Annotated in this window: 21 protein-coding genes; 14 read left to right on the top strand and 7 right to left on the bottom strand. The window is 73.0% G+C overall.

Annotated features, from left to right (window positions below):
- Nucleotide 1 precedes the first annotated feature (1 nt).
- The gene (locus ACZ6EG_RS06255; RefSeq protein ID WP_469602065.1) at nucleotides 2–5,998 is read left to right on the top strand and encodes a hypothetical protein; all 5,997 of its coding nucleotides are present in this window, start codon (nucleotides 2–4) and stop codon (nucleotides 5,996–5,998) included.
- A gap of 73 nt (nucleotides 5,999–6,071) precedes the next feature.
- On the opposite strand, the gene ACZ6EG_RS06250 is transcribed toward ACZ6EG_RS06255, so the two are convergent.
- The gene (locus ACZ6EG_RS06250; protein ID WP_391968860.1) at nucleotides 6,072–6,569 is read right to left on the bottom strand and encodes a cupin domain-containing protein; all 498 of its coding nucleotides are present in this window, start codon (nucleotides 6,567–6,569) and stop codon (nucleotides 6,072–6,074) included.
- 221 nt (nucleotides 6,570–6,790) lie between these two features.
- Between ACZ6EG_RS06250 and ACZ6EG_RS06245 the strand changes: the two genes are divergently transcribed.
- The gene (locus tag ACZ6EG_RS06245; RefSeq protein WP_391968859.1) at nucleotides 6,791–7,738 is read left to right on the top strand and encodes a DUF389 domain-containing protein; all 948 of its coding nucleotides are present in this window, start codon (nucleotides 6,791–6,793) and stop codon (nucleotides 7,736–7,738) included.
- Nucleotides 7,739–7,816: 78 nt separating this feature from the next.
- Here ACZ6EG_RS06245 and ACZ6EG_RS06240 read toward each other — a convergent pair whose 3' ends face one another.
- Together ACZ6EG_RS06240 and ACZ6EG_RS06235 are read right to left on the bottom strand one after the other, a co-directional pair.
- Entirely contained in the window at nucleotides 7,817–8,113 is a 297-nt protein-coding gene (locus tag ACZ6EG_RS06240) for an STAS domain-containing protein (RefSeq protein WP_391968858.1), read from the bottom strand.
- Nucleotides 8,113–12,273 carry a SpoIIE family protein phosphatase gene (locus ACZ6EG_RS06235; RefSeq protein ID WP_391968857.1) on the bottom strand — a complete coding sequence of 1,387 codons (4,161 nt, stop codon included), beginning with the start codon at nucleotides 12,271–12,273 and terminating at the stop codon, nucleotides 8,113–8,115. Before ACZ6EG_RS06235 ends, ACZ6EG_RS06240 begins: the two co-directional genes overlap by 1 nt.
- Nucleotides 12,274–12,540: 267 nt before the next feature.
- On the opposite strand from ACZ6EG_RS06235, the gene ACZ6EG_RS06230 reads away from it, so the two are divergent.
- The 4 genes from ACZ6EG_RS06230 (at nucleotide 12,541) to ACZ6EG_RS06215 (ending at nucleotide 16,222) form a co-directional block, all read left to right on the top strand.
- Complete coding sequence (locus ACZ6EG_RS06230) at nucleotides 12,541–13,857, top strand: PP2C family protein-serine/threonine phosphatase (protein WP_469602060.1); 1,317 nt, start codon at nucleotides 12,541–12,543, stop codon at nucleotides 13,855–13,857.
- The gene (locus ACZ6EG_RS06225; protein WP_469602057.1) at nucleotides 13,854–14,213 is read left to right on the top strand and encodes an STAS domain-containing protein; all 360 of its coding nucleotides are present in this window, start codon (nucleotides 13,854–13,856) and stop codon (nucleotides 14,211–14,213) included. Before ACZ6EG_RS06230 ends, ACZ6EG_RS06225 begins: the two co-directional genes overlap by 4 nt.
- A gap of 186 nt (nucleotides 14,214–14,399) precedes the next feature.
- A complete protein-coding gene (locus ACZ6EG_RS06220) occupies nucleotides 14,400–15,254 on the top strand; it encodes an MEDS domain-containing protein (protein ID WP_469602054.1) in 855 nt (284 codons plus the stop codon).
- On the top strand, nucleotides 15,251–16,222 hold the full coding sequence (locus ACZ6EG_RS06215; RefSeq protein WP_391968854.1) for an anti-sigma factor RsbA family regulatory protein: 972 nt from the start codon (nucleotides 15,251–15,253) through the stop codon (nucleotides 16,220–16,222). Before ACZ6EG_RS06220 ends, ACZ6EG_RS06215 begins: the two co-directional genes overlap by 4 nt.
- A 39-nt stretch (nucleotides 16,223–16,261) precedes the next feature.
- Here the strand turns inward: ACZ6EG_RS06215 and ACZ6EG_RS06210 are convergent, their stop codons facing one another.
- The gene (locus ACZ6EG_RS06210; RefSeq protein WP_391968853.1) at nucleotides 16,262–16,717 is read right to left on the bottom strand and encodes an ATP-binding protein; all 456 of its coding nucleotides are present in this window, start codon (nucleotides 16,715–16,717) and stop codon (nucleotides 16,262–16,264) included.
- A 168-nt stretch (nucleotides 16,718–16,885) separates the two neighbouring features.
- On the bottom strand, nucleotides 16,886–17,731 hold the full coding sequence (locus ACZ6EG_RS06205) for an RNA polymerase sigma factor SigF (protein WP_391968852.1): 846 nt from the start codon (nucleotides 17,729–17,731) through the stop codon (nucleotides 16,886–16,888).
- Nucleotides 17,732–17,993: 262 nt separating this feature from the next.
- On the opposite strand from ACZ6EG_RS06205, the gene ACZ6EG_RS06200 reads away from it, so the two are divergent.
- From ACZ6EG_RS06200 to ACZ6EG_RS06170, 7 genes are all read left to right on the top strand, one after another.
- On the top strand, nucleotides 17,994–18,236 hold the full coding sequence (locus ACZ6EG_RS06200) for a DUF5133 domain-containing protein (protein ID WP_391968851.1): 243 nt from the start codon (nucleotides 17,994–17,996) through the stop codon (nucleotides 18,234–18,236).
- A 33-nt stretch (nucleotides 18,237–18,269) separates the two neighbouring features.
- Nucleotides 18,270–18,875: a class I SAM-dependent methyltransferase gene (locus ACZ6EG_RS06195; RefSeq protein ID WP_391968850.1), complete on the top strand. Its 606-nt coding sequence runs from the start codon at nucleotides 18,270–18,272 to the stop codon at nucleotides 18,873–18,875.
- A gap of 138 nt (nucleotides 18,876–19,013) precedes the next feature.
- Nucleotides 19,014–19,547: a hypothetical protein gene (locus ACZ6EG_RS06190; RefSeq protein ID WP_391968849.1), complete on the top strand. Its 534-nt coding sequence runs from the start codon at nucleotides 19,014–19,016 to the stop codon at nucleotides 19,545–19,547.
- A gap of 216 nt (nucleotides 19,548–19,763) precedes the next feature.
- On the top strand, nucleotides 19,764–20,231 hold the full coding sequence (locus ACZ6EG_RS06185) for a gas vesicle protein (RefSeq protein WP_391968848.1): 468 nt from the start codon (nucleotides 19,764–19,766) through the stop codon (nucleotides 20,229–20,231).
- Between the two features lie 10 nt (nucleotides 20,232–20,241).
- Nucleotides 20,242–21,153: a gas vesicle protein gene (locus tag ACZ6EG_RS06180; protein ID WP_469602046.1), complete on the top strand. Its 912-nt coding sequence runs from the start codon at nucleotides 20,242–20,244 to the stop codon at nucleotides 21,151–21,153.
- A 40-nt stretch (nucleotides 21,154–21,193) separates the two neighbouring features.
- Entirely contained in the window at nucleotides 21,194–21,508 is a 315-nt protein-coding gene (locus tag ACZ6EG_RS06175) for a gas vesicle protein K (RefSeq protein ID WP_356611528.1), read from the top strand.
- Nucleotides 21,505–22,314: a GvpL/GvpF family gas vesicle protein gene (locus ACZ6EG_RS06170; RefSeq protein ID WP_391968846.1), complete on the top strand. Its 810-nt coding sequence runs from the start codon at nucleotides 21,505–21,507 to the stop codon at nucleotides 22,312–22,314. Before ACZ6EG_RS06175 ends, ACZ6EG_RS06170 begins: the two co-directional genes overlap by 4 nt.
- A gap of 56 nt (nucleotides 22,315–22,370) precedes the next feature.
- On the opposite strand, the gene ACZ6EG_RS06165 is transcribed toward ACZ6EG_RS06170, so the two are convergent.
- Both ACZ6EG_RS06165 and ACZ6EG_RS06160 read right to left on the bottom strand, forming a co-directional pair.
- Complete coding sequence (locus ACZ6EG_RS06165) at nucleotides 22,371–23,807, bottom strand: sugar porter family MFS transporter (RefSeq protein ID WP_469602042.1); 1,437 nt, start codon at nucleotides 23,805–23,807, stop codon at nucleotides 22,371–22,373.
- Nucleotides 23,800–24,651 (bottom strand): phytanoyl-CoA dioxygenase family protein, encoded by an 852-nt coding sequence (locus ACZ6EG_RS06160; RefSeq protein WP_469602039.1) that lies wholly within the window; start codon nucleotides 24,649–24,651, stop codon nucleotides 23,800–23,802. The genes ACZ6EG_RS06165 and ACZ6EG_RS06160 overlap by 8 nt, the downstream gene beginning before the upstream one ends.
- 115 nt (nucleotides 24,652–24,766) lie before the next feature.
- Between ACZ6EG_RS06160 and ACZ6EG_RS06155 the strand changes: the two genes are divergently transcribed.
- Entirely contained in the window at nucleotides 24,767–25,786 is a 1,020-nt protein-coding gene (locus ACZ6EG_RS06155; RefSeq protein ID WP_469602036.1) for a LacI family DNA-binding transcriptional regulator, read from the top strand.
- Nucleotides 25,787–26,090: the final 304 nt, after the last annotated feature.

Below are 26,090 nucleotides of genomic sequence, written 5' to 3'. Positions count from 1 at the left end.
CATGACCGACGCGTTCGCCGCCCGCGCACAGGCGGACCGGGCCCGCACCGAAGCGGACGCCGCCCAGGCGCTCGCCGACGAGCAGTCGGCCGTGGTGCTGCGCCTACGGGCCCACGTCGCGGCGGGCCTTGCCGACCCCAACTTCCCCGACACGGTGCCGTCCGCCGTGCTCCTCGCCCAGGCCGAGGCCGCACTGCCGGAGCTGCAGAGCAGGGCCCAGCAGCTGACCGAGCTGGCCGCCGCGGCCCAGGAGGAGCTGAGACTGGCCCTCGGCGAGGGGGAGGCCCTGTTCCCCGACGACAACACCGCACCGATCGCTCTGCTTCCGGTACGGCTGGAGACCATCTGGTGGGAGCCGCGGACCCTGCGGGTGCGGGTCTACCCGGACGACCTCCAGCTCTCCTGGTTCGAGCCCGCCCTGACCCCCGCCGAGGCCCGGGCGGGAACCGCCTACTGGCAGAACCCGGGCCCGGAAGCCTGGCAGCAGGTACTGACCGAGCTGCGTCCCGCTCGGGCGTCCTGGACGGTCCACGCCTGCCGCCCGGGCGCTCCGCCGCCCGTGACGCGCCCCGACGATCCGCTGGAGCGCCGCGGTCACGGGGTGCGGATGCCGAAGCGGTGGCGCTTCCTCGGACTGCGCGACGGCCAGGTGGTGGTGGACGAACTCGGCCGCCCGATCCCCGACCCGCTGCCCATCGGCCTGTTGCGCGGCGAGGAGGAGGGCTGGGAGACCGACTGGTTCGAAGCCCTCAAGGCCGGAATGGGCACCGAGCTGGTCTTCCCGCCCGAGAGCACGGAACACCTCGACCAACTGCTCGTCGTCGGTGTGCGTGAGGACACCCCGGCGGACGGCGCGGCCCTGCTGCGCGACCTGCTGCAGGGGCACCGCTTCGGCGGCGGGCTCGGTCTGCTGCCTTCGGGCACCCCCACCAACAACACGCCCCGCAGTCGCTCCGGCTGGTCCTCGGCACCCGCCTTCCCGGGCCCCGACCCCGACCCCGAGACGGGGGAGCGGCCCGTCGCGGACGCGCTGGCCGAGGCACTCGGCCTCCCCGACGCCGGCTTCCTCCGCTCCTGTCCCGGCGCGGCCGACACCGATCCCGCGGCCGTGGCGGCCCTCACCCTGCTCACCTGGCCCACCCTCGGCAAGGGCTTCGCCGAGGCGGCGCTGACCACACTCGACCTGGGCACCAGGGAGGGAACCGCCTTCGCTCCCGAAGGACCCTGGCGCGCGGTCCGCGACCATCTCGCCCGGCAGGTCCGCAGCCGTGGTCCGCTCCCCGTGCTCCGGGTCGGCCGGCAGCCGTACGGAGTCCTGCCCGTCACCGCGCTGGACGACTGGCGCGCCGAACGCGTCGACGACGCGGGAGCGCTGCTCGCACCGTGGCTGCGGCGGCTGCGGGAGTGCTGGCGCAGCGTGCTGAACGACGAGAGCACCGTCGACCCCGTCCCCAGGATCCGGCCGGGCGAGCCGGTGGACGGGGTCGCGGTGGAGGCGTTGCGGCGGCTGCCGGTGGCGACCGGTCTGGCCATGCGCCGGATGAACGGGCCCCGGTTCGCCGTGCCCAGCACCGAGCGCGACGCACCCCCGGCCCGCACGGGCCTGCCCGGGATACCGCCCGACGCGGCGGTGCGCTGGACCACGAGCGGCGACGGCACGACCTTCCTGGGCTGGGGACTGGACGAGGAGACCGGCGTCCCGGCGTTCGTCGACCGGATCGCCCCCGACCCGGAGGCCTTCCCGGCCCGGGCCACGGCGACCGCGGACTACCTCGGCGCCGTACGGGCCTTCCTGGCGGGCGAGCTGGACGCACCGGCGTACGACCTGGCGTGGCCGGTGGAGCTGTCCACGGGCCGGGAGACACCACCCCGGCGCGGCACCTTCTTCGACCTCCCCACCCCGCAGGAGGAACCGGCAGCCGAGGGCGAACCACCGGCCGGGGAACAGCCACCGGACGGCGGGGGACCACCGGGAGAAGGCACGCCGGACACCGCGCCGGACGAGCCGACCGCCGGGCCGGACACCGAACCGGACGGCACAGGACTCCTCGACGCCCTGCTCTTCCTGCCCAACTGGTCGACCTTCCACGGCGACCTCGGCGAGAGCACGGACGATCCGCTGCGCCGGGCGCTGGCCGTGACCGGCGAAGTGGACCAGCTGGTGGCCGATGTGCTGGAAGGACTGAGCGACCAGGACCGCGCGGCCCGCGTCGAGGCCGCCCGGCAGGCCGCGACCGCGCTGCCCCGATTCGAGGAGGCGCTGCGGGCCCTCGCGGCCGTGCCCGTGACCCGTCTGCCCGAGCTGCTCATGGAGGTCGTGGACGTCCACGCGCACCGCCTGGACGCCTGGATCACCTCCCTGGCGTCGGCCCGGCTCGGCGACCTGAGGGCGGGTGGCGTCGTCGGCACCCGGCTCGGGGCGTACGGCTGGGTGGAGAACCTCGGCCCACCGCGGGCGCGGGAGCAGCAGGACATCGTCCTGGACGGAGCGGACACCCCCGTCGAGGTGTCTGCCGAGGACGGCTACATCCACGCCCCCTCGCTCCAGCACGCGGCCACGGCGGCCGTCCTGCGCTCCGGTTTCCTGGGCAACCCCGACGAGCAGAGCTACGCCGTCGACCTCACCTCCCGCCGCGCCCGGGTCGCCCGCTGGCTGCTGGGCGGCGTGCGCCAGGGCCAGACCCTGGGACCGCTGCTCGGCTACCGCTTCGAACGGGCCCTGCACGATGCCGCACTGGACCACCTCGTCGAGCGGTTCCGACGGCAGTTCCCCCTCCCCGTGGTGCCCGAGACCCCGGTGCCGGAAGCCGACGCCGACCTGTGGGCCCGCAGCGCCGAGGCGATCTCCGCGCGCAACGTCGTCGACGGCATGGCCCTGGCCCGGGCCGGGACGGCCGCCTGCGACCGGTCCAGCGTCATCGACGGGGAACCGGTGGTCCGGGCCGACCCGGACCGGGCGGCGGTGACACCGCTGCTGGAGGACCTCGCGGACGCGCTCGACGCGGTCGGCGACCTGGTGCTGGCCGAGAGCGTCCACCAACTCGTGGGCGGCAACCCGATCCGTGCCGGCCTGACCGCGGACACCCTCGGCCGCGGCGAAGACGTACCCGACACCTTCCGCGTGCTGCGTACCCCGCACCGGGCACGCGCGCTGACGCACCGCACGGCCGTGCTGCTGCCCGCCGGACCCACCGGGCCGACCGGTTGGCCGAGCGATCCGGTGGCCGATCTGCACCCCGAACTGGAGAGCTGGGTCGCCCACCTGCTCGGTCCGGCGGCGGGCTGGGCGCTCGGTGGCCGGCTGGGCGACGGGCAGGAGTTCGAACTCGGCGCCGACGGCCTGGGGCTGGGCGCGCTGAGCACGGTACTGGACGCGGCGGCCGTCGAACCGATCGGACTGCACCGAGCGGTGCGCGGTGCCCAGGGCGTGGCGGCGGACACCCCGGTCGCCTTCTCCGGACCCGCCTGGAGCGCGCTGCACGGCACGGCGACCCGGATCAGGACGCTGCTGTCCACCGCCCAGCCACTGCTGCCCGCCCAGCTGCCCGAGGAACCGGCCGGGCGGTCGGCCGACCCGGCCGCCGTCCAGGCGCGACTGGCCGCCTTCGCCGACAGCCCGCGGGCGGTCGACCACCCCGCCACCGCCGAACTGCGCGCCCTTGCGGCGCGGCAGCTCACGCCGGACACGAGCGACGCCTGGCTGTCGCGGGCCAGGACGGCCCTGGCCGACGTCCTCGGCGCGGACCTGCCGCTGCTGCCCGTCCTGAGCGGGCCGACACCGCCGCCATCGAGCCGCGCCGAGCTGCCCGGAGCCGGTATCGAGGACTGGCTCGGGCGCAACGCGGCCGTCCGCCCCGCCGTACGCGCCCTGCACGAGACCCTGCTGCTGGCCGGCGCGCGGGCCGGACGAGCCGAACGACTGCGCGCGGCCCAGCATCCGACCCTCGACGGCGACGCCTGGATCGGCGGCACCTTCCCGGCCGGGCAGCGCCCGCCCGCGACGACCCACCTGGTCTGGCACGCACCGGCCGACCTCGCGCCCGACGCGAGGGTCACCGGCCTCGTCCTCGACGAGTGGATCGAGCTCCTGCCCGGCTCCGAACAGCCCGCGCAGACGTCCCCGCCGGCCCCGCAGACCGAACTCACCGGAGTCGCCTTCCACTACGACCGCCCGGACGCCAAGGCCCCGCACAGCATGCTCCTCGCGGTCCCCCCGGACCTCGGCCGCGGCTGGACCGCCGACGCCTTGGTCCAGGTGCTGCGCGAGACCCTGGACCTGGCCCGGCTGCGCGCCGTCGACCGCGACGACCTGCAACGACTCGACGACCTGCTCCCGGCGATCAGCATCTCCCAGCAGGGCGCGACCGGCACCGCCCTGTCCCGGATCGAGACCGAGCGGCCGAACACCGACCCGCAGGGGCCGTTCCGGCTGGAGACCACGCACCGCACCGCCGACGTCGAGTCGGGTCTGGCGGCCCGGGTGCACGACCCGCTGTGGCTCCTGACCCGGCAGTGGCAGTTCGGGGAGTTCGCCGCCCAGGACGCGGGTTCCCCGGCGGTGGTACGGATGACCGGCGCCAGCGCTCCCATCGACGCCTGGCGGCCCGCCGCAGCCGCCGACTGGGTGCGCTACGACCCGCGCCTCGGCCCGCTGGACACCGCCATCGAGGACGAGCCGCCGTCCCCGGCCGACCAGCGGCTGCGCGCCGAGGGAGGCGCCGCACTGCTGAGGATGTGTCACGACGCCGCCCTGCCCGCCACCGCGCTCGACGCGCTCACCCCTCACCTGCTGCGGACCGGGGAACCGGACGCGAGCCTGGTCGGCCTGCTCGCCGGCCGGATACCCGACGCGGCGTCGGTGGCGGCGGCGCTCGACGCGGGCACCCTCGCGGACGGACCGGACCCGCGGCTCGGCGAGGTACTCGCCGCCTGGCGCGGCTGGTGGGCCGGCCGGCAGGCCGAGCACGGTCCGGACTGCTTCGACCCCAACCGCTTCGAGTACGCCGTCGAACTGTCCGCCGCAGGGACGGTGCTGCGCGCCGCGGAGTACCACGGCGACGGCCTCGACTGGTACTCGCTGGACGTGCATCCGGACCCCGACGCGGTGGGGGCGCCGCCGGGGGAGCGCCTCTCGTTCACCGAGGAGAGCCTCCCCGCGACGGTGCGCTACGGCGGGCTGCCCGCCGACCGGTTCTGGGAGATGGAGGACGCCCGCGTCGACCTGGGGGCGGCGGACGTCTCCACACTCGACACCGGACGGCTGCTGCTGATCTCGTTCGCCACGGTCTTCGGCAACGACTGGTTCCTGGTCCCGTTGGAGGTCCCCACCGCCTCCCTGACCGTGCTGGACCAGCTGCTGGTACGCGATGTCTTCGGCCGCCACCACCTGGTGCGGCGCGCCGGCCGGGACGACCCGAGATGGTCGATGTTCCAGCTGAGCGGTCCGGATCCGGACCACCCCGCCGCGACGGGGCTCCTGATGCTGCCCACCGAACGCGGTCAGTCGGGGCAGCCGCTGGAGCGTGTGATGCTGGCCCGCGACGAACTGGCCAACCTGGCGTGGGCCGTGCAGCACCACTTCACCGACGACCGGGGCGAGCAGGTCGACCGCCGGGACCGCTGGGCGCGCGCCCGGCCGCCCGAACCGGCGGTGGCCGGAGAACTGCCCGCGTACGCCGTGCAGAGCATCGTTCCCGACTACTGGTTCCCGCTCGTTCCGGAGGCGGTCGCCCCCGACCGGATCCACTTCCGGCTGACCCCGCTCACCGGCCCCGGCCGCGACGCGGCCCCCGAGGGCCGGCTGATCACCCCCCATCTGTGGGTGCACGAGGAGGAGGTGCCGCGCGACGGGGTGCACGTCGTCCGCCGCCCGGTGCTGGCCCGCTGGTGCGACGGCTCGTGGCACAGCTGGGTGCGCAGGGAGAAGAGCCCCGGGACGGGAGAGAGCTCCAGCGGACTGGCCTTCGACACGGTGCGTCCCACCGACCCCTGGCCGTGACGGCACCCGGGCGGTCCACCGGGCCGGCCGACGTGCCGCCGCCCGCCGCCCGCGGGGGCACCGCGCACGGGGTTCAGCCCGTGGCCAGGGCGGCGTTCCACACCGGACTGTCCACGTAGTGGTTGTCGAAGCGCTCCGAGGACGCCTCGATCTCCTCGAAGCCCGCCTCGCCGCGCATGACCCGGCCCAGCAGCCGCAGGTAGTCGAAGCGCGCCATCCCCGGAGTGAAGGTGAACAGCACGTCGGCCGTGCACCCGGGGGCCGCGGCGAAGGCGTGCGGGGTGTGCGGCGGCACGAGCAGGAAGTCGCCGGCGCCGAGCACGGTCACCGTTTCGCCCGTCAGGACGCGCAGGGAGCCGTCGACGACGTAGAACATCTCCGCGGCCCGGGCGTGGAAGTGCGCCGGAGCGCCCACCGCGCCCTCGGCGAAGGTCGAACGGTAGCTGGTCAACAGCCCGCCCGTCGCCTCGGAGTCGGCCAGCAGCGTCATCGTGCTGCTGGGGTCGCTCGTCGTCTCCGCCTCGTCGGCCCGGGTCACAACCGGCGCGAAGTCGGTACGCATGTCGCTCATCTCGTGCTCTCCCCTGTTGGCGGGCTCCCTCGATGCCCTTGTACTCGCCATTCTGGGCGGTGAGTTGACCAGGTGAGTGGTGCAATCGAGGGCCAGGACCATGGGCCAATTCCCAGGCCGTCCGGCGACGGGGCACGGAGCGGCCGGGACGGCCACGGGCGGCCGCGGTACGGACCCCGCGCGCTGTGACGGGCGGTCGCGGCATCCGGTAGAAATACCGGATGCTGCATCTGCGCGTGATCACCCCCGCCGACCGCACCGACGAGGTGGTCCATCTCATCGAGCGGACGGTGGGCACCACCCACCTGGTCGTGCTGCCCGGCGTCGCCCGCGACCCCCAGGGCGACGTCGTCATGTGCGACGTTGCCCGGGAGGCCGGCGACGAAGTCGTCGGCGGACTCAGAGCGTTGGGCATCGACCACTGCGGCGCCATCACCGCCGAGAACATCGACCTGTCGTTGTCCGAGCGCGCCGACAAGGCGGAGAAGGACGCGCCGGGCGAGCCCGCCGACGCGGTGCTGTGGGAACAACTGGAAGAGGCGACGCACGAGGAGTCGACCCTCTCCATCACCTACGTCGCCTTCATCACCATCGCCACGATGATCGCGGCCTGCGGCGTGGTGCTCGACAACGCGATCCTCATCGTGGGAGCGATGGCGGTCGGCCCGGAGTTCGGTCCGCTGGCCGGCATCTGCACCGCCATCGTGCAGCGTGCCCCGCGCCTGGCGCTGCGCTCACTGATCGCCCTGCTGGTGGGCTTCGCGGTGGCGATGGCGGTGACGGTGGGCTTCAGCTGGATCATGGCCGGGTTCGGCCTGTTCACCGAGGGCATGCTGGAGGGCGAGAGGCCCAACACCGGTTTCGTCTACGCCCCCGACGCCTTCTCCTTCGTGGTGGCGATCCTCGCCGGTATCGCGGGCACGCTGTCGCTGACCTCTGCGAAGTCCGGCGCCCTGGTGGGCGTGGCGATCTCCGTCACCACGGTCCCGGCCGCCGCCAACGCGGCCGTCGCGCTCAGCTTCGGTGACACCGACCAGATGGTGGGCTCCAGCGAACAGCTGCTGCTGAACCTCTTCGGCATCGTCGTGGCGGGCACCCTGACCCTGGTCGCGCAGAAGGCCCTGTGGGCGACCCAGCGCAGCCGGTTCAGGAAACCGGAGAACTCCTGACCCGCCGTGCCCCGACGCCCCTCGCCCGGTGCCCGCCCCGCGCCGGCCCCATGCGGCCCGGGGCGCCCGGACGGACGGTCAGGCGTTGCCCGGGCCGCGCACGGTGGTCAGTTCCGACAGCCCGGAGACCTCCAGCACCGGTGCGAGGAGCGGGGAGGCGATGAGCTGGAGGCGGTCGATGTGGCGGAAGAGGACGCTCAGTCCCGCGCTGTCGAGGTACTCGACCTCGGTCAGGTCCAGGACGAGAGGGCCCTGCGTCGTCTCGATCGCTCTGGCGAGCGCGTCGGTGTTGCTCATGTCGATCTCACCGACGGCTGTCAACTGATGGACACCGTCGGGCCGTCGACTGGGAGTCAGGGTCAGAAGCGTGCTCATCAGGCAATCCTCGTGTGCATGTCGACGGTGGTGCCGGCGGTGCCGGAGGTGATGGTGACCTGGTGCATCAGCGCCCGCATCAGGGCCACGCCCCGGCCGCGGTGGCTGTTCGCCACGGGCTGCGGCGCCTTCCAACGGCCGGTGTCGGCCACCGTCAGGCGCAGGTCGTCGACCAGTGCCTCGGCGCGCAGGCGCACCGTGTCGCCGGGAGCGTCCCGGTGGCCGTGCTCGATCGCGTTGGCACACGCCTCCCCGGCCGCCACCAGGACGTTCTGCACCATGTGCGGGGGGAGTTCACACTGGTCGAGCCAACTGCGCAGCGCCTTGCGGACCGGCGCCAGCTGCGAGGACTCGGCCGGGAAGGCCACCTCCAGGGGGGCCGGGTGGCGGTACAGCAGCAGAGCCACGTCGTCGTCGTAGCCGCCGGAAGGCGCCAGTTGCGACATGACGTGTGTGGCGAGATCGTCGACCGCCACGTCGCGGCCCGCCTGGACGGCTTCGCCGGCCTGGTCTATGCCCGCCGTCAACGGGCGCCGACGACGCTCGACGAGACCGTCGGTGTACAGCAGCAGCGTGGCGCGGGCGGGCACGGTACAGGTGCCTTCGGGGCGTTCCCTGCCCGGACGGACCGCCAGCGGCAGGGAGCGGCCCTCGTCGAGCAGGACCAGGGTGCCGTCGGGGTGGCTGAGGATCCCCGGCGGATGGCCGGCGCTCGAGTAGGTGAGGCTGCCGGTGTCCGGATCGAGGACCCCGCAGAACACGGTGGTGCACATCGCGCCCGGAACGCCGGCGGCGAAGTGGTCCAGAGCCATCAGGGTCTGTGCCGGGCTGGAGTCCTGCAGCAGCAGGGCGCGGCACGCGCTGCGCAACTGACCCATGACGGTGGCCGCTTCGAGACCGCGGCCGACGCAGTCCCCGACGACGATCCCGATGCGGCCGTCCTGGAGCCGGACGGTGTCGTACCAGTCACCGCCGACCTCCAGCGGGCGGGTGGCGGGCTCGTAGCGGACGGCGAAGCCCTCGGGGAGGTCGGACGGCCCGAGGATGGAGCGCTGCAGGGCGATCGCCGTCTCGCGCTGCTGGTCGATCTGGTAGGCGCGGGCCAGCCCCTGGGCGAGCTGGCCGGCGAGGAGGGACAGCAGCAGCCGGTTCTCCTCACCGGCGAAGGGCCGGTGCTCGCCGAGGTCGATCCACAACACCATCGCCCCCTCCGGATGGCTGACGGTGATGCCCGCGCCGTCGGCGTCGTCGACGGGCGTCAGCAGCGGCCCTTCGAGCCAGCCCGACAACTGCTCCCGGCGCTCGGCGGACAGGTCCTGCCAGCGCAGGTCGGCGTCGGTCGCCGTCACCGACACCTCCTGCCCGGTGGGCGCGACCGCGGCCAGCACGCACTCCGCACGCCACAGGTCCTTGAGCACCGTGAGCGAGCCCGCGAGGGCCTCCGACAGGCTGGTCGCCTGCGTCAGCCGCATGTTCAGGGCGGCCTGCGCGCTCTCGCGCTGCACCCTGTAGTGCTCGGCGGTGACGTCGCGGAAGGTGCCCACGGTCACCTGGCGTCCGGTGTCCGGATCCTGCGCCCGGTTGAAGGTGGCGGTCACCCACAGCCGGTGACCGTCGCGGTGCACGACGGGAATGGTGTACGACCCCTTGGGATCGTTCAGCACCTGCGCGAAGGCCTCGCCCACCTCGCGGTACGCCTCCGGGTCGCGCTCGGCGTCCGGCCACCAGGGGTGCACCGGCCGGTAGGGCAGGCCCTCGGGATCGAAGCCCAGGATGTCGGTGAAGGCCGTGTTGATCTCGATGACGGCGCCTTCCTCGTCGCAGACGAAGAACGCCTCCTGCAGGGAGTCCACCAGTGCCTTGCGCCAACGCGCCTGGTGGTTGCGCAGCCGTGCCAGCTCGACGTTGGCCCGCACCCGGGCGAGGAGCTCGGCCGCGGCGAACGGCTTGACGAGATAGTCGTCGGCACCGGCCTGCAGACCCTCGATGGACGCCTCCTGCCCGGCCCTCGCGGACAGCAGCACCACGGGCACCGACACGGTCCGTGGGTCGGTGCGCAGAGCGGCCACCAGACCGAGGCCGTCCAGGCCGGGCATCATCACATCGCTGATGACCAGGTCGGGGGCGTGGGCCCGGACGGCCTCCAAGGCCGCCAGACCGTCGTCGACGGTGTCCACCTCGTACCCGGCGCCGACCAGGAGCCGCGTGAGGTACTCGCGCATGTCGGCGTTGTCGTCGGCGACGAGCACACGCGCGGAGACGGTGGGGGCGGTCGCGTACCCCGACGGGTCGGCGGCGGTCACCGTGGTGCGGGCGTCGGAGGCCACCTCGTCCGGCAGCCAGCGCAGCGCCTCCTGCACGTAGGGGTCGGCGGTCGACGAACCCCGGCCGTCCTGGGAGGGTGCGAGGGCGTCGGAGGGCAGATGGGCCGCCCCGAACGGCAGACGGACGGTGAAGCAGGTGCCCCCTCCCTCGGTGCTGTCGGCGGTGATCGTGCCGCCGTGCAGCCCCACCAGCTCCTTGACCAGGGCCAGCCCGATACCGCTGCCCTCGTTGGAACGGGACCGGGCGTTCTCGATCCGGTGGAACCGCTCGAACAGGCGCGGCATCTCCGCCGCGGGCACGCCGATGCCGGTGTCGGCGACGGTCACGACGGCGTGCGTGTCCTCGGCGCGTACGCCCACGCGGATCGAGCCGTCGAAGGTGAACTTCAGCGCGTTGCTCAGCAGGTTCAGGATCACCTTCTCCCACATGCCCCGGTCGGTGTACACCGGCTCGGGGAGCTTGGCGCAGTCGATGTGGAAGTCCAGACCGGCCTTGTCGACGGCGGAGCGGAACACGCTGGCCAGGTCGGCGGTGACCAGGGACAGGTCGACCGGTTCGAAGCGGGCCTGCATCCGGCCGGCCTCGATGCGGGAGAAGTCGAGCAGGGAGTTGACCAGTTTGCCCAGGCGCAGTCCGTTGCGGTGGACGACGTCCAGCTCTTCCCTCACCTGGGCGTCGGCTCCGGCCAGCTGCGAGCGGAGTTCCTCCACCGGTCCCATGATCAGGGTCAGCGGAGTGCGGAACTCGTGGCTGATGTTGGAGAAGAAGGCCGTCTTGGCCCGGTCCAGCTCCGCGAGTTCCTCGGCCCGCCGCTGCTGGGCCTCGTAACTGCGGGCGCTGGCGATGCCCGCCGCGAGGTGACCCGCGACCAGCTCGACGAAGCCGCGGTAGGTGTCGTCCAGCGACCGGTAGCGGTTCAGCCCGGCCACCAGGAACCCGTAAGGAGAGCCGCCCTGCTGGAGCAGCGGCAGCACCAGCGCCTGCGAGGGCGAGCGCGGCCAGTCGCCGGCCGGCAGCTCACCGAACGGGGCGTCTTCGAGCGACACCAGCACCGACTCGCCGCGCGCGGGCGCCGCAACCGGCCAGACACCGGAGCCGTCGGCCGGCAGCGTCGCGGGCGCGGCGGGGTGACCCCCGGCCAGTCCCGTGGCGTCCGCCAGCTGGGCCGAACCGTCGTCCCCCAGGAGGTACGTCAGGGTGAACGGCAGATCCCGCCGGTTGCCGTTCAGCTGCTGGTTGGCGAAGGCGAGCCACTCCTGCTCGGTGCGGACCACGCTGGGATCGGAGCCGAGATCGCGCAGGGTCGCCATCCGGCGTGCGCCGATGACCCGTTCGGTGTCCTCGCTGACCACGCAGAGCATGCCGACCACGGTGCCCCGGTCGTCCCGCAGCGGACTGTAGGAGAAGGTGTGGTAGCTCTCCTCCGTGTACCCGGACCGCTCCAGGAACAGCAGCAGGCCCTCGTCCCAGGTCGCCTCGCCCGTGCTCATGACGGTGTCGATGCGCGGGCCGATGTCGTCCCAGATCTCCGCCCACACCTCGTCGGCCGGCCGGCCCAGGGCCCACGGGTACTTGGCGCCCAGGGTGTCCCGCCGGTAGGCGGCGTTGCAGAAGAACGTGAGGTCCGGACCCCACGCCATCCACATCGAGAACCGGGAGGACAGCAGGATGCTCACCGCGGTCCGCAGACTCTGCGGCCACTGCTCCGGCGCGCCCAGCGCGGTCGCCGACCAGTCCACGCGGGCCAGATCCTGGCCGATCTCCTGGTCGGCAGTGAACACGCCTGTTCCGACCGCTGACGCGGTCTCACAGGCAGCGTCGTGCGAACGCTCCACCGGGCCCCTTCCCTCACGCCGCCGACAGGCAGCCGAGACGGCGGGCCCGCGGGACGCCGTCTCTCGCCTGACTCCTTGCCGACCGCCCACCGCCGCCCGAGGACAGCTCCGGGGGAAGGCACCTGCATCGCCACTGCGGTCGCCGCGTACCCGGAAAAGCCCGGGGGCCTGCCCACCACGTGCGACGACTTCGTAGGATAAGCCAGCCGACCGGGTACACACCGCCCGGACGGTCACAGCGGCCGGACGCGAGGAGCAGGGGAGACGATGACGGCGAGCCCCGTGCAGGCCGGCCCGGCGCTACCGGTCGCCGAGGAGGCGCGGCTGGCCGCCGTCCGCCGCTACCAGGTACTGGACACACCGCCCGACGGTGCCTTCGACCGCATCGCGTCCCTGGCGGCACGCCTCTTCGACGCGCCCATGGCCACCGTGGCGATCGTCGACACCGACCGCGTGTGGTTCAAGGCCGCCCACGGGATCGGCGGCGTCACCGAGACCGACCGCGCGCCCGGCCTGAGCGCCTCGGCCATCCTCCACGGCGAGCCCTACGTGGTGACCGACACCGACACCGACAGCCGCGCGTTCGCCCACCCCCTGGTCCGCGGCGACCTCGGCGTCCGCTTCTACGCCGCCGCGCCCATCACCACGGCCGACGGACAGCGCCTGGGCACCGTGGACGTCCTGGACACCCGGCCCCGCAAACCCACCGACGACCAGCTCGAGGCCCTCCAGGACCTGGCCGCGCTCGTCATGGACGAGCTGGAGCTGCGGCTGTCGGCCATGCGCACGGTCGCGGCCGAACGCGAGCGGCGCGCCGAGGCGGAGCGCCTCGCCCGAGCCCTGCAGCGCACGCTGCTGCCGCCCGCCCTGCCCGACGTCCCCGGCCTGCAGGCGGCGGCGGCGTACCACACGGCGTCACCGGACGAGGTGGGCGGAGACTTCTACGATCTCTTCCCCCTGGACGACGGCCGGTGGGCGTTCTTCCTGGGCGACGTGTGCGGCAAGGGGGCGGACGCCGCCGCGCTGACCTCGCTGACCCGCTACACCCTGCGCGCGGCCGCCATCTACGACCCGGATCCGTGCACGGCGCTGGCCAACCTGGACGCCGTCCTCAAGGGGGAGTACCAGGGCAGTGACCCGCGTTACTGCACCGCGGTCTTCGGCGTCCTGCAGCCCCTGCCCGACGGTTCCCACGCCATCACGCTGGCCGGCGGCGGGCATCCCTCCGCCCTCGCGGTGCGCGCGGACGGAACCGTGCAGGCGATCTCGACGGCGGGGGGACAGCTCGTCGGCATGCTGCCCGACCCGCAGTTCGTGCAGAACACCACACGGCTCCTCCCGGGTGAATGCCTCCTGCTGTACACGGACGGTCTCACCGAAGCGCGCACCGCGGACGGCACCATGCTCGACGAGGACGGTCTGACCCGTCACCTGACCGAGACGGCGCCGCGCACGGCCGACGAACTGCTGCGGTCGGTCGAGGCGCTGCTGGAGCGTCTGGGCGAGGGCGTCAGTGACGACACCGCCGTCCTCGCGCTGTCCGTACCCGTCCCCATCGAACCCCGTCCCCAGGAGAACCGGTGACCGACTCCGAACACCTGTTGACCGTCACCCCGCACGCGACCCCGTCGGGAACCTTCGTCCTGGAGGTGTCGGGCGAGTTGGACCACCACACCGCCCAGCTGCTGACCCAGGCGGTCAACGACGCCCCCTTCGAAGACAGCGGCGTGGTCATCGACCTGTCCGACCTGACCTACTGCGACTCCACGGGTATCACCGTGCTCATCAGCGCCTACCAGAGAGCGCAGGCGACCGGCTCTCCGCTCAGCCTGGCGGGGGTCAATCCGGACCAGATGCGCGTCTTCTCCGTCGTCGGACTCGACCAGGTCTTCACCTTCCACCCCACCACCGCGGCCGCCATCGCCTCCCTGGGAGGGTGACCGGGCCCGGTCACGCCCTCCCGCTTCTTCGGCGGCGACGGTGTCGGCGGGCCGGGGACGGACTAGACTGGCCGGTACACGCGTCCAGCCGCACGAGACGTGGGGCCTTGGCCGATCGGAGCGGTGGGGGAGGGGTTGGGGACCGCAGTGCTCACACACGAGCGTACGGAACGCCGGGTCCGTGACATGGAGCACGGTGATCACCTGTGCCTGGCGTTCGCCGATGACGACGAGCAGCGCCGGGTGGTCACGGCCTACCTGTCCGCCGGAATGGAGCGCGGTGAGCGGGTCATGTACTTCGCCGACCAGTGCGCCCCGGCGGACGTCATCGGCTGGCTGAGCGGGGCGGGTGTCGATCCCGGTCCCGCGCTGGAGACGGGTCAGCTCGTGGTGACCACGGCCGACGAGACCTACCTGGCGTCCGGCTCCTTCGACGCCGACGACATGGTGACCGTCCTGGAGCGCGAGGTCAGGGACTCGCTGGCCGGCGGCTACACCGGGTTCCGGGTGAGCGGTGAGATGGGCTGGGCCCTGCGTGCCGTTCCCGGCGCCGACCGGCTCGGCGAGTACGAGACCAAGGTCAACTCGGTCTTCGCCGGGCAGAAGGCGTCCGCCATCTGCCAGTACGACGCACGCCGCTTCACCAGCGCGCAGCTGGACGGATTCGACCGGTGCCACCCCGGAGCCGTGGAGGCCCAGCCCCTCCACGACGACGGTACGCTCCGACTGCTCCCGACCTTCCACGCCGGGCATCGGGCACTGCGCGTGGCCGGCAGCGTCGATCACCGCACCACGCACGCCCTCGCCGCGGCGCTGGACACGGTGGTGTCCTGGCCGGGCGACCTCCGGGTGGACATGACGGACCTGGAGTTCATCGACCTCGCCGGGGTCCGCACCCTGTCCCGGCGCGCGGCCGGGCTGGAGCCGGGCCGGCGACTCCACGTGGTGGAACTGGCGCCCCTGCTCTGCCAGGTGATCAGCATGGTCGGGTTCGACGAGACGCCGGCCCTGGTCGTCACCCCGCGGAGGGCCACCGCGTGACCGAGCCGCTCACCCTGGACCCGCTGCCCGCGCACGGCGGCAACCTCGCCCACCAGGCGTTGATCTACGGCAGCGACGACGAGTTCCTCGCCGCGACGGTGCCGTTCTGCCTGGACGGACTGGAACAGGGCGACGCCGTGCTGGCGGTGACCACCCCGGGCAACACGGACCTGTTGCGGCAGGCCCTCGACGGGGTCCGTGCCCACATCGACTTCGCGGACGCCGAGGAGTGGTACCGCACGCCCGGTCGCACGCTGGGCGACTACTACCGGTACGTCGACCGGCTCACCGGCACCGGGGGGCACCGACGGGTACGCGTCATCGGTGAGCCCGTCTGGACCTCCAGGGACGCGCTGGAGACGGCCGAGTGGACCCGCTACGAGGCCGCCGTCAACGTGGCCTTCGCCGACTGCCCGGCCTGGATCGTCTGCCCCTACGACACCCGTGTCCTGCCGGAGAACGTGGTGGCAGGGGCCCGCCGGACCCATCCGGTGATAGAGGCGGCGGCGACCGTCCTGCCCAGCGACCGGTACGTGGATCCGACGGCCGAGGACGGCTGGCGACGGCCGCTCCAGCCCTTGGGCACGGAGGACGGAGACCTCGTCATGCGCTTCGGACCCGACCTGTCGGCCGTGCGGGCCGAAGTCGCCGCGTCCGCCGTCCGGATGGGCCTGTCCGAGGACGGGACCCGGCGTCTGGTCTTCGCGGTCAACGAGGTGGCCACCAACGCGGTCCAGCACGGCGGAGGCGCCGGGGAGCTGGTGATGCGACGCTCGGGCCGGCGTGTGGTGTGCGACGTCACCAGCACGGGCGACAACGACTCCGGCTGGTTCGTGGGCTATCTGCCCCCCGACCCGCAGCGGCAACGCGGCCACGGCATGTGGGTGGTGCGCCAGTTGTGCGACCTGCTCGAGGTGCACACAGCTCAGAACAGCACGACCGTACGCCTCCACGTCAGCCTCGGCTGAGAGGCCCGGCGCCGTCCGGCGGACGGGGACGGGCACCGTCTAACGGAGCGCGATCAGCGCCGTGACCCGCTTGCCGGCCGCCTCGGGCCGGATCTCGAGGGACTGGCTCAGGGCGGCCACGATCTCCAGACCGTGCTGCCCCACCCGGCCGGGATCGGCCGACCTGCGGACCGGCAGCGTGGTGCCACCGTCCCGCACGGTGACGGTCAGCGTGTCGTCGGTGCGGGACAGGGTCAGTTCGATGAGCCCGCGCCCGTACTTCACCGCGTTGGTGATGAGCTCGCTCACCACCAACTGGACGGCGTCGGCCGCCCTCTCGGACACGGGGTGCTCGCTGCCCCGCTGGGAGGCGCTGAGGTACTCGACCGCGACCCGACGGGCCTCGGCGATCCGCAGGGTCTCCCGCCGGAACGTCGTCGAGATCCCCTGCGGACCCGTCTGCGCGCCGTCCGGCGCCTGTCGTATCGACGGACCGTTCTGCCCTGACCCACCCATGTCAATCGCCACGTTACCCCCGTGTGATGCGCTGCGCGCCGACGTCTCCCGCTTCGCCGGAACGTTCGCCGTCCCTACGATAGTTCCGCTCTCCGCCGGTCACTGCCCTTCGCCCGGCGAGAGAGCGGCGCCCGCTGTCCCGGTGGCCCGCGGTCGAGGGCCCCGGGCTCAGGCCGCGTCGAGCATGCCTTCGCGAAGGCGGGCCAGCAGGCGGGAGATCAGCCGGGAGACGTGCATCTGGGAGACGCCGAGGCGCTCGCCGATGTCCTTCTGGGTGAGCTCCTCCACGAAGCGCCAGTGGATGATCTGGCGGTCGCGCTCGTCCAGCTCGGCGATCATCGGGGCGAGCGCGTGGAAGTCCTCGACGAGGGCGAGGGCGGTGTCCTCGGCGCCGATGAAGTCGGCGAGGGCGGACTCGCCGTCCTCGCTGCCGCTGATGGCCGCGTCGAGGGAGGCGGAGTTGTAGCCGTTGGCCGCCAGGCGGGCCTCGGCGACCTCGTCCTCGGGCAGGCTCATCAGCTCGGAGAGTTCCTTGGTGGTGGGGTTGCGGCCCAGCCGGCTGCGCAGCTCCTCGGTGGCCCGGGCCAGCTGGACGCGGGCCTCCTGCAGGCGGCGGGGCACGTGCACGGCCCAGGAGGTGTCGCGGAAGAAGCGCTTGATCTCACCGACGATGTAGGGGACGGCGAAGGAGGTGAACTCGACCTCGCGGGTCAGCTCGAAGCGGTCGATGGCCTTGATCAGGCCGATCATGCCGACCTGGACGATGTCCTCCATCTCCTCCGGTCCGCGGCTGCGGAACCGGCCGGCCGCGAAGCGGACCAGGGACATGTTCATCTCGATGAGGGTGTTGCGCGCGTACTGGTATTCCGGCGTGCCCTCTTCGAGGACCGTCAGCTGCTGGAAGAAGAGCTTCGACAACTCCCGCGCGTCCTTCGGTGCCACCTTGGACGGGTCCGCCACCTCCGGCATGCCCGTGGTGGTGTGCTCGGTGATCCGTGCGGTCATCGTCGCCATGATGGGGCCCTCCCTGTTCCAGCTGTCTGCTCGTCAGCAGCGACCCGGCCAATACCCCCGGCCTGGGGGTGTATGCAACGCCGTACGACTAATTTTTCCATACGCTGCTCCGACGGCGCCGCCAGGTGCGCGGTGACGGGGGGTGTAGACCTGTCGGCGTGGGGCATTCGGTGTTCTGCCTGACACGCCCCGGTCCCCGATCGAGGCCGCCAGGTGCCATGAGGCCGTTACCGGCGGGGTTTGTGAGGGGAGACGCACCACAATGATCATTCCGGCGGAGAAGGAACTGCGCTCGGTCCTGGCTCGGTTCGCTCAGGCGCGCATCGAACACGACGTGTGCCCCACCGGCCTGACCAGCAGGACACTCGAGGACACCACCTACACGCTGTGCGTGATGACCGGGGCCCGCACGGCCGAGGACGCCCTGCGCACGGCCGATGCGCTGCTCGAGCAGTACGCCGGCCGCACGGGCGTCTCCCGTGAGGAGGAGGCACTGGCCGCGTAGGTCACGGCCGGGGGTGGGCATAGGCTTCCCGTCATGAACCGATGGGAGCAGCTGACCGGCGGCGGGTCCGGAGAGCGGTACGCCGCTCGTTTCGCGGAACTCGCCGAACGAGGTCAGGACGTACACGGCGAGGCGCGTCTGTGCGCCACACTGGTGCCTCCCGGATCGCGCGTCCTGGACGCGGGCTGCGGCACCGGGCGGGTCCTGGTCCAGCTCGCCGAACTCGGGTACGACGGCGCGGGCGTGGACCAGGACGCCTCCATGCTCGCCGTGGCCCGTCGCACCGCCCCGCGGCTGACCTGGGTCCAGGCCGACCTGTCGGACTTCGACCCGGCCGCCGCGGGACTCACCCCCGGCTTCGACCTCGTCGTCGCGGCGGGCAATGTCTTCCCGCTGCTCGCCCCCGGCACCGAGGCCGCCGTGGCCAGTGTGCTGGCCCGGGCCCTGCGCCCCGGCGGCCTCCTCGTCGCCGGCTTCGGTCTGGACCGGGAGCACCTGCCGGTGCCGCCCGGCCTCACCCTGGCGCAGTACGACGCGTACTGCGCCGAGGCCGGCCTCTCCCTCACCGACCGTTTCGCCACCTGGGACGCCGACCCCTACGAGGGGGGCGGCTACGCGGTCAGCGTCCATCGCCGCTGACACCCGGGGGCCGCGCCGTCCCGGGCGGCCCCACCCGTGCGGGTCGGTGAGCGCCTCGGTCAGCGTGGCGCCGTCCCGGGCGGCGACATGCGGGTGAGCATGGGGTGGCCCATTCCCCCTCCGCACCGAGGCGATGCGATGCCCGACCGCGCCCGTGACGTCCGCCCCGAGCCCGCCGCACCGAGGGGTGCCCTCCATCCGAGGCTCGCCGAACGCTGGCTGTTCAGGGGCATCTACGGTCTGGTGCTGGCGAGTGCCATGGTGGCCGCGCTGGACGTCCCGGGCGAGGCCGATCCCGGGCAGGACGCGTTGTGGGTCCTGCTCACCGCGCTGGCGTCCGGCGCTGCCCACGGGTACGCGCACGTCATCGCCCGGCGTGCGTCGGGCGAGGGGTCGGCCAAGCCGAGCAGGGCGCGGGCGGTGCTGGCCGAGTGGCCGCTGACCGCCGCCGTACTGCCCACCGTGTGCCTCCTGCTCGGAGCGGTCGCCGAATGGTGGTCGGAGGAGACGGCGGTCGAGGTTGCCCTGCTGTTCAACACCGTCGCCCTGTTCGTGTTCGGGGTCTCGGCGGCCCGTACCGCCGGGCTGGGCTGGCCGTCCTCCTGCCGGGCGGGTTTCATGGACATGCTGATCGGGCTCCTGGTCATCGCCGCGGACGCGCTGATCGAGTAGCGCGTCCGCCGGCTGCCGGGGATCACGGCCCACCCCTTCCGCGCGTCCCCCCTGTGACGCTGAGCTCATCCGATGCGACACGCCACGGTGTATGAATGCCGGAAGACCGGTAAGGCGGCTGGAATGAGCAGCTTTCCCGGAAGGACCACTCCCAGTGAGGGCGGGTTTCCCGCGGTCGCCCCTGGACGCGAGCCGTCGGCCCGCACGGTGCCGGCGGTGAGCGCGGCCCCCATGCAGCCCCGGCGGGACGGCGAGGGAAGCCTCGCGCACGTGGTGGAGACCCTGTTGGACAAGGGCCTGGTGCTGAACGCCGACATCATGGTCTCGGTCGCCGGGGTCGAGTTGCTGGGCATCCGGCTGCGCGCGGCCCTCGCCTCCTTCGAGACGGCCGCCCGCTACGGACTGGAGTTCCCTTCCGGCACGGACACGGAGACCGCCGCGTGGCGCGAGACCCGGGAGGAGAAGGAGACCTGTCCGGCGTGCGGCAAGCGCGCCCCCGTCGAGCAGTTGCTGAACCAGTGGTGCCCCTGGTGCGGCTGGCGCAGTGCGCAGGCCCAGTTGCGGGACGGCGGCGGGCAGGCCGAACTGACGGGCCGCCAGGAGACGGACGGCCGGGGAGCCGTGGAGGGCGGCGTGGCCGACGAGGAGGCCGCGAGCGGACGAGAGGCCGAGCGGCGTGACTGACCCGACCCCGATGCGACCCACCCGCGAACCGAGAGTGACCCTGGACGACCTCGTCGAGGTGCTGCTCAACAAGGGCGCGGTCCTCCACCTCGACCTCATCGTCGCGGTCGCGGACATCCCGCTGATCGGCGTCTCGGTGCGGGCGGCCATCGCCGGGATGGAGACGATGCTGGAGTACGGCATGATGCGCAACTGGGACGAGGCCACCCGCGCCTGGGCCGAGCGCTCCGCCGTCCGCCGAGCCCTCGACCTGCGCGAGGGGGAGAGCGTCGTCCGCCGGATGAGCGGCGGCCACCTGCTCACCGAGGGCGTCTACCACGGCTGGCGGCCCGGCACCGTGTACCTCACCGACCAGCGTCTCCTCGTGCTGCGCGAGGAGCCCAGGGAGGTGCTCTGGCAGACCGAACTCGCCGCCGTGGGCGCGGTCCGGCTGAAGCCGGAGCGGACGGTCGGCGGCGAGGAACGCCTGCGCCTCGAGGTCCGGTCGGCCGGCGGCCGGCGGGACCTGCTCTCGGCCAGGGAACCGGAGGCACTGCACGACCTGCTCGTCAAGGCCCTCGCGGGGCGCCTCGCACCGGTCCTGCCGGCCGGGTCCGCCGGGGAGGAGGAGCCGCCGATCGCCGACGGACACCTGTGGTACGAGGAACCGCGCAGGTCCGGCCCGTTGTGGCGGGGAGGCCGGGGCCGGCTCACGGCCGACCGGCTCACCTGGAAGTCGCCCGTGGACGGACGGCCCGCGCTGGTACTGGACACCACGGACGTGGCCGGGGTCGAGCGCGCGGCCGGGTACGGGCCCGGCGGCGAGGGGAGCGTCCTCGTGCTGCGCACCACGGCGGGCGAGGAGATCCGGCTCTCCGCCGACGACCCGGAGCGCTGGCTCCGGTGGCTGACGTCCGCGGCCCCCGAACCGGCCCTCGCGTGAGCGGTACCGGGACCGTGCAGGAAAGAGAAGGGAAGACGACATGCCGTTGACCGTCGACGAGAAGAGCCTCAAGCACGGGGTGCTGTCCCTCGTCGTGACGCTGGTCGAGGTGATCCAGGAGGCCCTGGACCGCCAGGCCATGCGGCGCATCGACGGCGGCGACCTCGCCCCGGAGGAGGCCGAACGCCTCGCCGACGCCCTGCTGGAACTGGACGAGGCGATGGAACAGATCAAGGAGGACCACGGCATCGTCGGTTCGGTCGCCGACCTGCACCGCGGGCTGGACGAGGTGGTCGACGACGTCGTGGACAAGCTGATCAACCCGCAGCGCTGGGCGGAGGAGGCCGGCCGATGACGGAGAACACCGCGCTGTACGTGTACGCGCTGCTGCCCGACCGGCCGGACGCCGCCGCGGGGGTCACCGGTCTCGACGGGCGGCCCCTGCGCGTGGTGGCCGTGCCGGGCACCGGCGTCGCCGCGCTGGTGCACGAGGCCACGCCGGCCCCCTTCCAGGGTGACGACGACCGGGTGCGGCGCTGGGTCGCCGAACAGAGCGAGGCGGTCACCACCGTCTGGGAACGGGTCGGCAGTGTGCTGCCGATGACCTTCAACGTCCTCGTCGCGGCCGACACCGCGTCCGGACGCACTGCCGAGCAGCGGCTCGGCGACTGGGTCAGGGATCAGGAGGCCGACGTCACCGGGCAGTTGGAAGCGCTGTCCGGGCGGTGCGAACTGCGCGTGGAGGTCACCCTCGACCGGGAGGCCGCGGTCGCCGACGGTATCGCCTCCGACCAGGCGGAGACCGGGGCGGGAGCCCGGTCGCCGGGCATGCGCCGGCTGCTCGCCAAGCAGCGGGAGCAGCGCGAGAAGAACGCGGCCGGGCAGGTCGCGGACACGCTGCACGCCGGACTCCGGCGTCGTCTGCTGTCGGTGGTCGAGGACCTGCGCGACCGCGGTGCGAGCCACCGCGACCCGGCGGAGACCGACGTCCTGTCCGCGGCCCTGCTCGTCCGGCACGAGGACATCGACTCGGTCGGTGCCGTCCTGAGCGACGCGCAGGCCGGGCAGCCCGCGCTCCGCATCCGCTTCCTCGGCCCCTGGCCTCCGTACTCGTTCGCCGAGACGCGCCCCCAGGCGGCGGTGGAGCACGCGGCGGGCTGAAACGGGTGGGGGCGGCCACCCGGTCCGGCCGGACGGTCCGGGTGCCCGGCACGGCATCAGGAGCCGTACGGCCGGCGGCCCGTGTCCTCCAGATTGCGCCGCAGGCTGCCCGGGGCCCGTAGCGCCTTCTCGATGCTTTCGAGCGACCTGCCGCGGGTCTCGGGGACCTTGAGGACGACGAAGACCACGCACAGCACGTTCATCGCGGCGTACAGGAAGAACGTTCCCGAGCGTCCCACCGCGTTGATCGTGCTCAGTGCGGTCACGGCGATCAGCAGGTCGAACCCCCAGACCGTGAGCGTGGCCAGGCTCGTCGCCGGGCCGCGCACGCTCAGCGGCAGGATCTCCGGGGCGACGAGCCAGACGACCGACTGCATGCCGATGCCGTTGAACAGGATGTAGGCGAACAGCGCGGCGATCACGGTCCAGCGCTGGGCGGGTGAGTCGTCCCGCAGGAAGGCGGCTCCCAGCACGGTCATGGCCAGCCCGGACAGCGGCACGAAGCAGAGCATCGTGCGGCGCCGGCCGAGGGCGTCCACGGCGATCGCGCCGGTGACACCCGCGATGACGAGCATCGTTCCGATACCGATGCCGGTGAGCAGCGCGACCGAGTCGCCGAACCCGGCGTCCGACAGCATCGTCGGGGCGTAGTACACGACGGCGTTGATCCCGGTCAGCTGTGAGAAGGCGGCCACGCCCAGGGCGACGACCAGGGCCGGCCGGACCCAGGGCCTGGTGAGGGCTCGGCGGTCCGCGCGGGGGGCGGCGGCCGAGACTTCGCGGATGCTGCCGATCTCGGCCTCGACGTCCGCGTCGCCGGGGCGAAGGCGGCGCAGGACGGCCGCCGCCGCTTCCTCGTGACCGTGTTCGACGAGCCACCGGGGGCTCTCCGGCAGTCGCAGCATGCCGACGGCGAGCACCATCGCCGGCACGACGGCCAGCCCGAACATGATCCGCCACCCGCCGCTGCCGGCGAACAGCCACCCGCACAGGTAGGCGAGCAACTGCCCGATGGCCACCATGAGCTGGAACAGGACCATGAGGCGGCCGCGGATGGCCGCCGGGGCCAGTTCGGCGATGTAGACCGGAACCATGTTGGACGCGCCGCCCACGGCCAGGCCGAGCACGAAGCGGGCGGCGATCAGCGACCCGGTCCCCGGTGCGAGCGCGGCGCCCAGGGCGCCGGCGGCGAAGACCACCGCCACCCAGAGGATCACCCGGCGCCGTCCGAAGCGTCCGGCGAGACGGCCCGAGCCCAGTGCGCCGACCATGGCTCCCACCAGGATCACGCTGACGACGATCTCCTGCCCTCGTGAGGACAGCCCCAGATCCTCGCGGAGGTGGAGCAGGGCACCGGAGATGATGCCCGTGTCGTAGCCGAAGAGCAGACCGCCCAGGGCGGACACGGCCGCGACCGCGTAGACCTGGGTGGGCCGACCGGCGGACGAGCGGGTGCCGTCGGAGGTGCGGGCGACCGTGGCGGTCTCAGGCATCGCCCATGACCAGACCCTCGATGGTGTGCTTCTGCGTCACCGGCGTCAGCTCCTCCACGACCGGGCAGTCCAGGTGCCGCCGTACCCGCTCCGGGAGCGTCTCCCAGTAGGCGCGGGTCACCGCGGTGTCGTGCCGGTCGCCGTTCGTCGCCTCGGGCCCGTCGACGCCCAGGACGAGAACGGGCCGGGGCTTGACGGAGTGGTTGGTGGTTCCCCGGTGGATGGTCAGGGCCGTACGTGCCGAGATGTCCCCGCGCTTCGGGTACTTGCGCACGGCCCGCTCCGCGTAGCGCGGGAAGTGGGAGCGGGGCGGGAACATGCCGTGCTCGAACTCCTCGCTGTCGTCCCACTGGGTGCCGGGAGCGATCTCGAAGGGGCCCATGTCCTCCTCGGTGTCGACGGTGGTGACGTTGAACGCGAGGGAGGTGAGGCGCCGTTCGCGGCGGGTCTCCTCGGGCATGGGGAAGTCGCGGTGCCAGGGCTGGTTGACGGCGCCCTCCAGGGGGACGTCGAAACCGAGTTCCACGATGCGGTAGTCGGGGCCGAGGGTCGCGGTGCACAGGGAACGCACCCAGGGATGGTCGACCAGGTCCACGAACCCCCTGATCTGTTCGGGGTGGATCTCGACGTAGTAGCGGTTCGGTCCGCGGCCGACCGCGCCGCCGGGACGGGAGCGGGCCTCCTCGAAGGCCCGGGCGACGTCCTCGCCGAGCGCGTCGGCCCACTGGGGAGTGAACGCCCCCTTGCACGCGGTGATGCCGTCCTCGTACAGGGCCCGCACGTGTGCGGACACGTCGAGGTCCAGGTCGTCGACGTCGATGCCGGGGAAAACGGGCACGGTCATGTGCGCCTCCTTGCGCTGTGCGGACGGCGACCATGTTGCGACGTTGATTGCGACGTTGCAATAGCTGGCCGCAAGATTCTGGAGACTGTCACCGCAGCGTGCGAGGATGTCCGCTGTGAGTAGTCGTCTGAAGGATGTCGCCGCGCTGGCGGGCGTCTCCACCCGCACGGTGTCCAATGTCGTGAGCGGTTCGGTCTCGGTGGCCGAGGAGACACGGGCGCGGGTGCAGGCCGCTCTGGACGAGCTGGGCTACCGGCCGAACGTCGCCGCCCGCAATCTGCGAGCCGGCCGCACCGGCCTCATCGGTCTCGCCATCCCGGAGCTGTACTCACCGTACTTCGGCGAACTCGCCAGCCTGATCGTCCACGCCGCCCGGGACCGCTCATGGACCGTCGTCATCGATCAGACCTTCGGTGATCCGGAGGCGGAGCGGCGGCTCCTGGAGGGGGACGGCGGCCGTCTCGTCGACGGTCTGATCATCAGCCCCTGGGCCCTCGGCCCTGAGGAGCTGACCGGCCGGTCCCGTGACGTCCCCGTCGTCCTCCTTGGCGAGCGGCAGCCGCGGGGACTGGCCGACCGGGTCGCCGTGGACAACGTCCTCGCGGCCGAGGAGGCGACGGCGCACCTGCTGGCATCGGGCCGCAGGCGCATCGCGGCGATCGGCCCGCAACCGCATCTGCGCAACGAGACGGCCCGCCAGCGCCTGGAGGGTTACCGCAGGGCTCTGCGGGGCGCCGGGCTGGAGCCGGACCCCGCCCTCGAACAGCCCGTGACGACGCTGCACCGGGGGGACGGGGCGGCGGCGATGGCGGCACTGCTGGACGCGGGGGCCCGGCCGGACGCGGTCTTCGCGTTCACCGACGAACTCGCCCTGGGCGCCCTGCACGTGGCCCACGAGCGTGGGCTCGGCGTCCCGGAGGAGCTGGCCGTCGTGGGCTTCGACGGCATCGAGGACGGACGGTACGCCAACCCGCCGCTGACCACCGTGGTCCCGGACAAGCGGCAGATCGCCGAGCGCGCCCTGCAGTGCCTCGCCGATCGCATATACAGCCCGGCCTCCAGGGTGGCGCCCCTCGACATCGTGGTCCCGTACCGCCTCGACGTGCGCGCGAGCAGCGGCCACCGCACCGGCTGAGTCTCCGCCTCGGTCTGTGTCGAGGTGCGGGACGGGCTCCGTCACGGGGCGTTCGCGTCGGGCCGGGCCGCCGGGCCGCCGGGCCGTCGGGAGGGCGGGGAGGGCCTCCCCGGTCCTCAGGCGGCCGGTCACCTCGAACTCCGCGTCGCGGGCGGCCCGTCGGGCCAGGGTCCGTCCGTCGGCCTCGGCCCTCACGTCGCGGGTGACGCCGAGGCTCGTCACCGCGCGGCTGCCCGCCGCCAGGACGCACCAGTCGCCCTCCGGCGAGCGCCAACGCGTTCCGGCCACCATGTGCTGGCCGAAC

Source organism: Streptomyces sp. NPDC041968 (assembly GCF_055589025.1).
Note: the sequence above shows the minus strand (reverse complement) of the source record. Positions and strands in the feature narration are given on the sequence as shown.

Excerpts from the sequence above, each read along its gene's own strand:
- ACZ6EG_RS06255 (WP_469602065.1), top strand. The coding sequence starts at position 2 with ATGACCGACGCGTTCGCCGCCCGCGCACAGGCGGACCGGGCCCGCACC.
- ACZ6EG_RS06250 (WP_391968860.1), bottom strand. The coding sequence starts at position 6,569 with ATGAGCGACATGCGTACCGACTTCGCGCCGGTTGTGACCCGGGCCGAC.
- ACZ6EG_RS06245 (WP_391968859.1), top strand. The coding sequence starts at position 6,791 with ATGCTGCATCTGCGCGTGATCACCCCCGCCGACCGCACCGACGAGGTG.
- ACZ6EG_RS06240 (WP_391968858.1), bottom strand. The coding sequence starts at position 8,113 with ATGAGCACGCTTCTGACCCTGACTCCCAGTCGACGGCCCGACGGTGTC.
- ACZ6EG_RS06230 (WP_469602060.1), top strand. The coding sequence starts at position 12,541 with ATGACGGCGAGCCCCGTGCAGGCCGGCCCGGCGCTACCGGTCGCCGAG.
- ACZ6EG_RS06220 (WP_469602054.1), top strand. The coding sequence starts at position 14,400 with ATGGAGCACGGTGATCACCTGTGCCTGGCGTTCGCCGATGACGACGAG.
- ACZ6EG_RS06210 (WP_391968853.1), bottom strand. The coding sequence starts at position 16,717 with ATGGGTGGGTCAGGGCAGAACGGTCCGTCGATACGACAGGCGCCGGAC.
- ACZ6EG_RS06205 (WP_391968852.1), bottom strand. The coding sequence starts at position 17,731 with ATGGCGACGATGACCGCACGGATCACCGAGCACACCACCACGGGCATG.
- ACZ6EG_RS06200 (WP_391968851.1), top strand. The coding sequence starts at position 17,994 with ATGATCATTCCGGCGGAGAAGGAACTGCGCTCGGTCCTGGCTCGGTTC.
- ACZ6EG_RS06195 (WP_391968850.1), top strand. The coding sequence starts at position 18,270 with ATGAACCGATGGGAGCAGCTGACCGGCGGCGGGTCCGGAGAGCGGTAC.
- ACZ6EG_RS06190 (WP_391968849.1), top strand. The coding sequence starts at position 19,014 with ATGCCCGACCGCGCCCGTGACGTCCGCCCCGAGCCCGCCGCACCGAGG.
- ACZ6EG_RS06180 (WP_469602046.1), top strand. The coding sequence starts at position 20,242 with ATGCGACCCACCCGCGAACCGAGAGTGACCCTGGACGACCTCGTCGAG.
- ACZ6EG_RS06175 (WP_356611528.1), top strand. The coding sequence starts at position 21,194 with ATGCCGTTGACCGTCGACGAGAAGAGCCTCAAGCACGGGGTGCTGTCC.
- ACZ6EG_RS06170 (WP_391968846.1), top strand. The coding sequence starts at position 21,505 with ATGACGGAGAACACCGCGCTGTACGTGTACGCGCTGCTGCCCGACCGG.
- ACZ6EG_RS06165 (WP_469602042.1), bottom strand. The coding sequence starts at position 23,807 with ATGCCTGAGACCGCCACGGTCGCCCGCACCTCCGACGGCACCCGCTCG.
- ACZ6EG_RS06160 (WP_469602039.1), bottom strand. The coding sequence starts at position 24,651 with ATGACCGTGCCCGTTTTCCCCGGCATCGACGTCGACGACCTGGACCTC.